The sequence below is a fragment of the Catellatospora coxensis genome (assembly GCF_016862635.1).
Lineage (GTDB): Bacteria > Actinomycetota > Actinomycetes > Mycobacteriales > Micromonosporaceae > Catellatospora > Catellatospora coxensis.
The window spans coordinates 319,781-329,332 of record NZ_BONI01000001.1 but is presented as its reverse complement, the minus strand read 5'-3'; the positions used below and the strand labels follow the sequence as shown (position 1 = coordinate 329,332).

At 72.7% G+C, this 9,552-nt stretch carries 8 protein-coding genes; 4 read left to right on the top strand and 4 right to left on the bottom strand.

Annotated features, from left to right (window positions below; all coding sequences use genetic code 11):
* The coding region (locus Cco03nite_RS01440; protein WP_203688065.1) for an ABC transporter ATP-binding protein at positions 1-1,789 on the bottom strand (1,789 nt) is incomplete at its 3' end.
* 214 nt (positions 1,790-2,003) lie between these two features.
* On the opposite strand from Cco03nite_RS01440, the gene Cco03nite_RS01435 reads away from it, so the two are divergent.
* Both Cco03nite_RS01435 and Cco03nite_RS01430 read left to right on the top strand, forming a co-directional pair.
* Positions 2,004-2,636 (top strand): TIGR03085 family metal-binding protein, encoded by a 633-nt coding sequence (locus Cco03nite_RS01435; RefSeq protein WP_203688030.1) that lies wholly within the window; start codon positions 2,004-2,006, stop codon positions 2,634-2,636.
* A gap of 140 nt (positions 2,637-2,776) precedes the next feature.
* Positions 2,777-4,600 (top strand): AMP-dependent synthetase/ligase, encoded by a 1,824-nt coding sequence (locus Cco03nite_RS01430; RefSeq protein ID WP_203688029.1) that lies wholly within the window; start codon positions 2,777-2,779, stop codon positions 4,598-4,600.
* A gap of 76 nt (positions 4,601-4,676) precedes the next feature.
* Here the strand turns inward: Cco03nite_RS01430 and Cco03nite_RS01425 are convergent, their stop codons facing one another.
* Complete coding sequence (locus Cco03nite_RS01425; RefSeq protein ID WP_203688028.1) at positions 4,677-5,279, bottom strand: DUF1349 domain-containing protein; 603 nt, start codon at positions 5,277-5,279, stop codon at positions 4,677-4,679.
* A gap of 34 nt (positions 5,280-5,313) precedes the next feature.
* A complete protein-coding gene (gene yczR / locus Cco03nite_RS01420) occupies positions 5,314-6,765 on the bottom strand; it encodes a MocR-like transcription factor YczR (RefSeq protein WP_203688027.1) in 1,452 nt (483 codons plus the stop codon).
* Between the two features lie 171 nt (positions 6,766-6,936).
* Here yczR and yczE point away from each other — a divergent pair, with 171 nt between their 5' ends.
* Together yczE and Cco03nite_RS01410 are read left to right on the top strand one after the other, a co-directional pair.
* Positions 6,937-7,617 carry a membrane protein YczE gene (gene yczE, locus Cco03nite_RS01415; protein ID WP_203688064.1) on the top strand — a complete coding sequence of 227 codons (681 nt, stop codon included), beginning with the start codon at positions 6,937-6,939 and terminating at the stop codon, positions 7,615-7,617.
* A gap of 159 nt (positions 7,618-7,776) precedes the next feature.
* Positions 7,777-8,925, top strand: a complete 1,149-nt coding sequence (locus tag Cco03nite_RS01410) for a ScyD/ScyE family protein (RefSeq protein ID WP_203688026.1) — start codon at positions 7,777-7,779, stop codon at positions 8,923-8,925.
* Positions 8,926-9,075: 150 nt separating this feature from the next.
* Here Cco03nite_RS01410 and Cco03nite_RS01405 read toward each other — a convergent pair whose 3' ends face one another.
* Entirely contained in the window at positions 9,076-9,537 is a 462-nt protein-coding gene (locus Cco03nite_RS01405) for a nuclear transport factor 2 family protein (RefSeq protein WP_203688025.1), read from the bottom strand.
* Positions 9,538-9,552: the final 15 nt, after the last annotated feature.

Genomic DNA, 9,552 nt, shown 5'->3' with positions numbered 1-9,552 from the left:
CGGGAATCTCCTCTTGCTCGGCGGTCGCGGACACGTCGGCGTCGTCGTAGACGCGTTCGCGCTCGCGTTCCTCCTCGGCCTTCTCGTACGCGGTGACCAGGTCGGCGTACCCGCTCACCGTCGCCAGCAGCTGCTCGTGCGTGCCGTGCGCGACCACGCGGCCGGACTCGATGTAGACGACCTCGTCGGCCAGCGCGATGGTGGCCCGCCGGTATGCGACGACCAGGATCGTCGTGCTCTGACCGGATGCGCGCAGCGAGGCGAGGATGCGCGCCTCCACCCGCGGGTCGACGGCGCTGGTCGCGTCGTCGAGCACGAGCAGCCGCGGCCGCCCGGCCAGCGCCCGGGCCAGGGTGAGCCGCTGGCGCTGCCCGCCGGACAGCGAGGTGCCGCGCTCACCGAGCCGGGTGTCCAGGTCCTCGGGCAGCCGCGCGACGAACGTGTCGGCCTGCGCGGTGGCCAGCGCGTCGCGTACCCGCTCGTCGTCGATGCCGGGCCGGTCCAGCGCGACGTTGCCGCGCACCGTGTCGTCGAAGACGAACGCGATCTGCGGCACCAGCGCGACGGTCGAGGCCAGCGAAGCCGCGGTCAGCCCGCGCACGTCGGCCCCGTCGAGGGCGATCGTGCCCTGATCGGGGTCGAGCAGGCGGGCGGCCAGGGTCGCGATGGTCGACTTGCCGGAGCCGGTCGGGCCGACCAGCGCGACGGTGCGCCCGGCGGGCAGGGTGAAGGTCACGTCGTGCAGCACCGGCTGCGCCGGCTCGTACGCGAAGTCCACGTTGCGGAAGCTCAGCTCGGCCGCGCCGGACCCGGGCAGGGCCTGCGCGCCGTACGGCATCTGCCCCGTCGACTGCAGCACGTGCTCGACCCGGTCCCAGCCCGCGACCGAGCGCGGCAGGTCGCCGAGCACCCAGCCGATGGCCCGCACCGGGAACGCCAGCACGGTGAACAGGAAGGTCACCTGCACCAGCTGGTTGAGCTCGATCGCGCCCTGGTCCAGCCGCCACGCGCCGACCAGCAGCGCCAGCAGCGTGCCGAGGAACGGCAGCGACTCCATCAGCGGGTCGAACAGGCCGCGCAACCGCCCGACGCTGATCAGCGCGTCGCGCAGCTCGCCGGCCCGCCCGGCGAACCGGCGGGTCTCCAGATCCTCGCGGCCCATCGTCTTGACCACGAGCGCGCCGTCGAAGCTCTCGTGCGCGATCGCGGCGACCTCGGCCCGCAGGTGCTGGGCGCGGGCCTGGCGCGGGGCCATCCGGCGGGAGAAGACCACGTTCATCACGAACAGCACCGGGAAGACGACGAGCCCGACCAGAGCCAGCGCCCAGTCGGTGGTGAACAGCACGACGACCGCGACGATCAGCATGAACATGGTGCCGACCGCGAACGGCAGCGGCGCGACCGGGAACCAGGCGGCCTCGACGTCGGAGTTGGCGTTGGACAGCAGCGTGCCGGTGGCGTGCCGCTGGTGCCAGGAGACCGGCAGCTGCAGATACCGGCGCGTCACCTCGTGGCGGTACTTGGCCTGCAGGGCGAACTGCATGAAGCCCGCGCCGAGCCGCCGGCCGAAGATGGCCGCGACCCGGCCCAGGCCCATCGCGATCAGCACCGCCGCGCCGAGCACCAGCACGCCGACGGTGACGTCGCCGCCGGTGGTGGCGGGCACCACCAGGTCCTCGACCAGCCAGCCGATCACCTTCGCCTGCCCGATGACCAGCGCGCCGAACAGGCAGCTGCCGAGCACCGCGATGGTGAACCGGCGCGGCTCGTCCCGGATCCCGCGCCACATCACCCGCGCGCCGCGGGCGAGCACGTCGCGCCCCGTGATCTCCGGTTTGGCCGGCTCGTCGCCGGCGGTCTGCCCTGCCACTCGTTTGTCCCCGTCGTCAGATCGGTAAGTAATTAGCTTGGCTTCCTATCCTTACCGAAGCCGCTCTCGCAGGCGAGCGGGTATGACCTGTGCCGGGCGTCACACCGCCTCCAGGGTACGTAGGATCGCCGACATGACCCGGTACGCCTTCGCTGAAAGGCTAGCTCTGGCCGACCTGATGGCGGAGGTCGGACCAGACGCCCCCACCCTCTGCGGGCACTGGACCGTCCGCGATCTGCTCGCGCACCTGCTGCTGCGGGAACGTCGCTTCGACGCGGCCCCGGGCATCCTGATCAAGCGGCTGGCCGGCCGCACCGCGGCGGTGCAGCAGCGCATCGCCGCCCGTGACTTCGGCACCCTGCTCGCCGAGCTGCGGCGCCCGCCGCGGTGGAGCCCGGCCGGGTTCGGGCCGCTGGACGAGCTGATCAACCTGACCGAGATGTTCGTGCACCACGAGGACGTGCGGCGGGCGGCCGGCGGCTGGACGCCCCGCAAGCTGGAGCCCGGACTGTCCGAGGCGCTGTGGGGGCAGGTGCGCCGGCGCGCGCCGCTGCTGCTGCGCCGCTACCCGGTGCAGGTGCGGGTGATCTCGCCCGGCCACGGCACGGTGACCACCGGGCGGGCCGGCACCCAGCCGCTCAACCTCACCGGCACGCCGAGCGAGCTGCTGATGTTCCTGACCGGCCGGCAGGGCCACGCGCGGGCCAGCCTGGACGGCCCGCCCGAGCTGACGAGCCGGCTGCGCGGGGCGCGGCTGGGCATCTGAAACCAGCCCCGACGGCCCCGGTGACCTCCAGAAAAGATCTTCCCGAGGGGTTCCCCAACCCCCTGCGCAGCATTACCCTTCGGTAACACCAAGTTAACGTGTCCCCCGTCACTCTTGCCTACCAGAGGCGGCCCCGACTCATGACCATTGACGTGCCCTACCGGTCTATTCCGGACATGTTCCTGCAGCGAGTGGCGGCGTCCCCCGACGCCCGCGCCTTCGGCGGCCCGGACGCGGACAACGCGCCGGTCTGGTACACCTGGGCCCAGATCGCGGAGCGCGCCAAGGCGATCGCCGCGGGTCTGACCACGCTCGGCGTCGGCAAGGAGGACCGCGTCGCGATCCTCGCCAACACCCGGCTCGACTGGATCGTCGCCGACCTCGGCGTGATGTGCTCCAGCGCCGCGACGACCACGGTGTACCCGACCACCGAGCCGGAGGAGGCCTGCTTCATCGTCGCCGACTCCGGGTCCAAGGTGCTGATCGCGGAGAACCCGGCCCAGGCGGCCAAGATGAGCCGCGCCGCGGTGCCCGCGCTCACCCACGTCGTGCTGATCGACGGCGAGGCCGACCCGGCCGCCGCGTTCCCCCAGCTGACGCTGGCCGACCTGGAGCGCCGCGGCGCGGAGGCGCTGGCCGCCAACCCGTCGCTGGTCGACGACCTGATCGCCGGGATCGGCCCGGACGACCTGGCCACCCTGATCTACACCTCGGGCACCACCGGCCGCCCCAAGGGCGTCGAGCTGCTGCACCGCGGCTGGACCTGGGAGGGCGTGGCGCAGTCCGACGTCGGCGTGCTGCTGCCCACCGACGTGCAGTTCCTCTGGCTGCCGCTGTCGCACTCGTTCGGCAAGACGCTGATCTGCGGCATCATCCACGTCGGCGTGCCGACGTACGTGGACGGCCGGGTCGACAAGATCGTCGACAACCTGGGCCTGGTCCAGCCGACGCTGATGTGCGGCGCGCCGCGCATCTTCGAGAAGGTGTACAACAAGGTCGTCACGGGGGCCACCGCGAACGGCGGCCTCAAGGCGAAGATCTTCGCCTGGGCGGTCAAGGTGGGCCGCGAGCGCGTCGCGCTCGAGCAGGCCGGCAAGCCGGTCCCCAGCGGCCTGATGCGCAAGTACGGCATCGCGCACAAGCTGGTCTTCAGCAAGCTGCACGCGCGCCTGGGCGGCAACATCCGCTACATGGTGTCCGGCTCGGCGGCGCTGTCGGTGCCGATCGCCGAGTTCTTCGCGGCGGCGGGCCTGCCCATCAGCGAGGGCTACGGCCTCACCGAGAACTGCGCGGGCGCGTTCGTGAACCGGCCCGGCGCGTTGAAGATCGGCACGGTCGGCCAGCCGCTCGGCGACCTCGAGATCCGGCTCGACGAGGACGGCGAGATCCTGCTGCGTGGCGCGCCGATCATGCGCGGCTACTACAACCTGCCTGCGGAGACCGCGGCCGTGTTCACCGAGGACGGCTTCTTCCGCACCGGCGACATCGGCGAGCTGGACGCCGACGGCTTCCTGAAGATCACGGACCGGAAGAAGGACCTGGTCAAGACGTCAGGCGGCAAGTACATCGCGCCGAGCCACATCGAGGGCCTGTTCAAGGCGCTGTGCCCGTACACCTCGCAGGTGCTCGTGATCGGCAACTCGCGCAACTACTGCTCGATGCTGGTCACCCTCGACCCCGAGGCGATCACCGGCTGGGCCGCCGGAACGCCGCTGGAGGGCAGCAGCTACGCGGAGATCGTGGGCTCGGACGAGGCGAAGGCCATGGTCGCGGGCCACATCGACGAGCTGAACGCGAAGCTCAACCGCTGGGAGACCATCAAGAAGTTCACCATCCTGCCGCGCGACCTGACCATCGAGCACGGGGAGATCACCCCCTCGATGAAGCTGAAGCGACGCACGGTGGAGACCAATTTCGCCTCGGATATCGAGAAGATGTACGAGGGTTCCCTCGTCGAAATCTGACCCGGCGAGGACTTTCTTTCCCACGCAGTGAGGTACGTAGGGGCGGCCACAAGCCGCCCCTACGTTTTTGTGCAGGTCAGCTGCCGTCGCGCAGGTCGGACAGGCGGGTGGGGGTCAGGCGGGCCTTGTCGAAGACGACGGTGCAGCCCGCGCCGACCGGGGATTGGGCCTCGACGCCGATCAGCGGCGGGCTCGCGTCGGGGCCGAGGCTGAAGTAGCGGACCAGCTGCCAGGACTCGCCGTCGGGGCTGCTGTGGAAGGCCCAGGCCGGGCCGAGGCGGCTGGCGCGCAGCCAGACCGTGTCCCCGGTGACCGGCCAGGCGTTGGCGTCATCGGAGTCGCCGCGGGTGATGACGGTGACGATCGTGTTCTCGCCGGCCGGGGAGCGCTCGAAGCACAGCTTGGCCCAGTGCCGCTCACCCGCCCAGACCAGCAGCACCCCGGCGTCGTACTTGTCGGCGAAGTCCACCCGGACCCGCAGCGCGAGCTGGAAGTCCACGTCGGGCGCGGGGGCGAGCGCGCGCGGCGCGTTGAGCACCGGGGCCGCGTCCGGGTCGCCCGGGTCGGCGAACATGTCGGTCTGCGGCCCCGCGGCCACCGACAGCACGCCGCCCGCCAGGTGCCAGGAGGCCGGTTCCGGTTGCCAGCGCAGGCTGAGCCCGCCGAGCTTCACGTCCATCGGCGCATTCTGCCACGGGATGAAGCCCGCCGGCTCAGGCGATGAGCGCAGGCTCGCTCCACTGTGGACGGCCGGTGCGGTCGAGGTCGTAGCGGGCCGCGGCGATGCGGCGCACTCCGTCGACCAGTTCGGGGACGGGCTGGGTGAAGGGCAGCCGGACGAAGCGCTCCAGGGTGCCGTCCACGCCGAACCGGGGGCCGGGCGCGAGGCGTACGCCCAACGGCTCGACCGCGCGCGCCAGCGCGCTGGAGACCGGCCCGTCCAGCTCGGCCCACAGCGTGACCCCGCCCGACGGCACGGTCACCCGCCAGCTGGGCAGGTGCTCGCGCACCGCGGCGACCAGCGCGTCGCGCTGCGCGGCCAGCTGCGCCCGGCGCTGCGGGATGACCTCGGCCGCGCGGGCCAGCAGGCGCACCGCGACGAGCTGGTCCAGCACCGGCCCGGCGGTGTCCACGCCGACCCGGACCGCGGCCAGCCGCTGCACGATCGGCGCGGAGGCCCGGATCCAGCCGACGCGCAGGCCGCCCCAGAACGGCTTGCTCATGCCGCCGATGGTGAGCACCCGGCCGTGCCGGTCGAAGGAGGCCACCGCGGGCGGCATCGGCTGGCCGTCCAGCGGGAGGTCCACGAAGGACTCGTCGATGACCAGGTCGGTGCCGGTGCGCTGGGCGGTGGCGACGAGCTGCTCGCGCAGCGCGGCGGGCATGACGTGGCCGGTCGGGTTGTGGAACTCCGGGATCAGGTACGCCAGGCTGGGCCGGGTCTGGCGCAGCGCGCCGAGCAGCAGTTCGGCGTCCCAGCCGCCCTCGTCCATGCCGTGCGTGCTGATCCGGGCCCGGCGGCCGGCGAACGCGGCCAGCGCGTTGGGGTAGGTCGGCGACTCGACCAGCACGGACGCGCCGACCGGCACCTGCAGCCGCAGGATCAGGTCGAGCGCGTGCAGCACCCCGTTCGTGATCATGATCTGCTCGGGGCTGGTCGGCAGGCCGCGCTCGGTGTACTGGTCGGCCACGGCCTCGCGCAGCTCGGTGATGCCGCTCGGGTGGTAGCCGGCCCCGCCCAGGTAGCGCGGCAGCTCCTCGACCGCCTCGCGGGCCGCCGCCATGAGCGGCTCCGGGGCGCCGAGCGCGGCGCAGCTCAGGTCGATCAGGTCGAGTTCGTCGTCGGCCATCCACAGGCCGCTGCCGGCGACCCGGTGCCCGCTGGGCAGGGTGGTCCAGCTGCCCGCGCCGCGCCGGCTCGTCAGGTGGCCCGATTCGCGCAGCTCGCGGTAGGCCGCGCTGACGGTGGTGCGGGAGATCTCCAGGGCTTCGGCGAGTTCGCGTTCGGCGGGCAGGCGTACGCCCAGCGCCAGGCGACCGTCGGCGAGCAGGCCGCGCACGGACGAGGCCAGGGCCGCGTAGTCGGGGCTGCGCCGCCGGGCGGGCAGCGCGTGCCAGCGCCCGAGCAGCCGGGCCAGCTGCACACCGCGTACCGAGACCGTCATCGCCACTCCCCACCGGTAAGGCCAGTCCCCCCGGATTGGCCCTTTCTGGCTTCTCGATTGGCCTCCAGACTGGCAGACATGACAGGCGCACGCAAGCCACTGCCCATGCCACCCTCCATCGCCCAGCGCCGGGCGACCGCCCCCGCCGCCACCAGCCGCCGCCCCGCTCCCATGCCCCTGCGCGAACGCCTCCCCCGCCGCCTGTTCCAGCTGCTCATCGGCCTGATCGGGTACGGCGTGAGCATCAGCCTGATGCTGCGCGCCCACCTCGGCAACCAGCCGTGGGACGTGCTCCACCAGGGCGTCGCCCTGCGCACCGGGCTCAGCGTCGGCACCGTACTGATCATCGTCGGCGCGGCCGTGCTGCTGTGCTGGATCCCGCTGCGCCAGCGCCCCGGCATCGGCACGATCGCCAACATCGTCGTCATCGGCCTGGTCGTGGACGTGGCCAACCAGGTGCTGCCCGAGCCGTCGCACGTGCTCGCCCGCTGGGCCTTCATGATCGGCGGCATCGTGCTGTGCGGCTTCGCCAGTGGCCTCTACATCGGAGCCAATCTGGGCCCCGGACCGCGCGACGGGCTGATGACCGGCCTGGCCGCCCGCACCTGGTCGCTGCGCGGCTGGCGCACCGTACTGGAGATCGGCGTGGTCGCCGTAGGCTTCCTGCTCGGCGGCAAGGCGGGACTCGGCACCGTCCTGTACGCCCTGGCCATCGGCCCGCTGGCACAGTTCTTCCTGCCGATGCTCACCGTCCACGGCCGCACCGCCGCCGCGACTCCGGCGACGCCCGCCGCGACCCAGGCCACCGCCCCGGCTGCGCCCGTCCCGGCCACCGAACCGGCACCCTGCTGACGCGACGCCCCCGGACCGAACGCCCCCCCCCCATGATCGTCGTGCCGGACCGCGACGGATGGAGTTGGCACAGCGTGGCGGGCGCGTCACACAGGGTAAATGCGGCGATATGGGTTTTATTGGTACGGACACCAGACCCTGCCCGCCGGAGGCAACTTCGTGTTCGTATCCATGAAACGGCTGGCCATCGCGTCGGCCGTGCTCCTGTCCGCCCTCGCCCAGGGCGTTCCCGCCGCTGCTGCGCCGGACGTGACCGTGCTGGCCACCGGGCTGAGCAACCCGCGGGGCCTCGCCTTCGACCGCGACGGCACCCTCTATGTCACCGAGGCCGGCCGGGGCGCCGACGGCGCCGCCAACCCGACCTGCCTGCCGCGCCCCCAGGGCATCGGCTGCCTGGGCGCCACCGGCGCGCTGGCCCGGCTCGACCGCGACGGCACGCTCACCCGCGTGCTGACCGGCCTGCCCTCACTGGCCGGCCCTGACGGCACGGAGGCGATCGGGCCCGACGACATCGCGTTCAATCGCCACCACCCCGCCCTGCTCACCGTCGGCCTCAGCGAGGCCCCGGCGGTCCGCGACGGGCTGCCCGAGCCGGGCGCCGAGATGGGCCGCCTGCTCACGGTGCGCCGGGACCCGTCCGGGAACTGGCAGTCGCCGCGCCTGACCACCCGGCGCCTCGCCGACATCGCCGCTCACGAGGCCGCGAACAACCCCGACGGCGGGGAGCTCGACTCCAACGCGCAGTCGGTCGCGTTCGGGCCGGGCGGGGCCGCGGTCGTCGACGCCGGCGCGAACTCGCTGCTGTTCGTCACGCCTGCGGGCCAGGTGAGCACGCTCGCGGTCTTCCCCGAGCGGCAGATGCCCGCGCCGCCGTCGTTCAACCTGCCCCCGGGCACCATGCTGCCGATGCAGTCGGTGCCGATGGGCGTGGTCTACCGTGACGGCGCGTACTACGTCGCCGAGCTGACCGGACGCCCGTTCACCCAGGGCTCGGCCCGCATCTTCAAGGTCGTGCCGGGCCAGGAGCCCGTCGTGTACGCCGAGGGCCTGACCACGGTCGTCGACATCGCGTTCGGGCCGGACGGCTCGCTGTACGCGCTGGAGTTCACGCACACCTCGATGTTCGGCCCGAGCCGCGGCGTCGGCGCCCTGATGCGCATCCGCGGCGAGGGCCAGACCCCGGAGCTGGTCCTCGACAAGGTCGACCACCCCGGCGGCATCGCCATCCGCAACCGCAGCGCCTACATCACCACCTGCTCGGTCTGCGCCGGCACGGGAAGCGTCGTCAAGCTCCGCCTCCCCGCCTGACCCGCACCACCCGACCGGGGCCTGCCGCACGCGGCGCGGCCCCGGTCACGCTTCTCATCGACGTTGGCCTATCACATCGAATTCGACCGAGCTCCAGTCGATGTGATAGGCCAACGTCTATTCGCGGGCACGGGGCACGGGGCGCGGGCGTCAGTGAGTGGCCTGGGCCGCGTCGGGGGTGACCTGGCGGGACTGGACCAGCCAGCCCTCGGGTTCCGCCGGCGCGGGGACCAGGACGTCCTCGCACAGGCAGTGGCGGTGCAGGCGGGGGGTGCCGTCGGCGGCGACCGCGATGACCATGCCGTAGCACTTCACGTGGGCGGTGCCGTCGGGGGCCGGGGTCACCCAGACCATGCCGTGCCAGTGGCGGTGGGTCTCGCCGTCGGCGGCCAGCCGGGCATGGGTCTGCTCGACGGCGGTGGCCAGGGCTTCTCGGCCGCGGACGGGGGCGTCTAGGCCGGGGGCGGTGAAGGTGCCGTCGGGAGCGAAGGTGTCGGCCCACTCGCGGGCTCGGCCGGAGTCGAGCAGGTGCATGTGGCGGGCGTAGAACTGCTGGACGGAGAGGTACAGCGCGGAGGTGTCGGTGATCTCGGGAAGGGCGGTGATCGCCATGGTCGGGCTCCTTCG

Bases quoted from the DNA above. Each gene is read 5' to 3' on its own strand.
- Cco03nite_RS01430 (WP_203688029.1), top strand. From the start codon at position 2,777: ATGACCATTGACGTGCCCTACCGGTCTATTCCGGACATGTTCCTGCAG.
- yczE (WP_203688064.1), top strand. From the start codon at position 6,937: ATGCCCCTGCGCGAACGCCTCCCCCGCCGCCTGTTCCAGCTGCTCATC.
- yczR (WP_203688027.1), bottom strand. From the start codon at position 6,765: ATGACGGTCTCGGTACGCGGTGTGCAGCTGGCCCGGCTGCTCGGGCGC.
- Cco03nite_RS01405 (WP_203688025.1), bottom strand. From the start codon at position 9,537: ATGGCGATCACCGCCCTTCCCGAGATCACCGACACCTCCGCGCTGTAC.
- Cco03nite_RS01435 (WP_203688030.1), top strand. From the start codon at position 2,004: ATGACCCGGTACGCCTTCGCTGAAAGGCTAGCTCTGGCCGACCTGATG.
- Cco03nite_RS01425 (WP_203688028.1), bottom strand. From the start codon at position 5,279: ATGGACGTGAAGCTCGGCGGGCTCAGCCTGCGCTGGCAACCGGAACCG.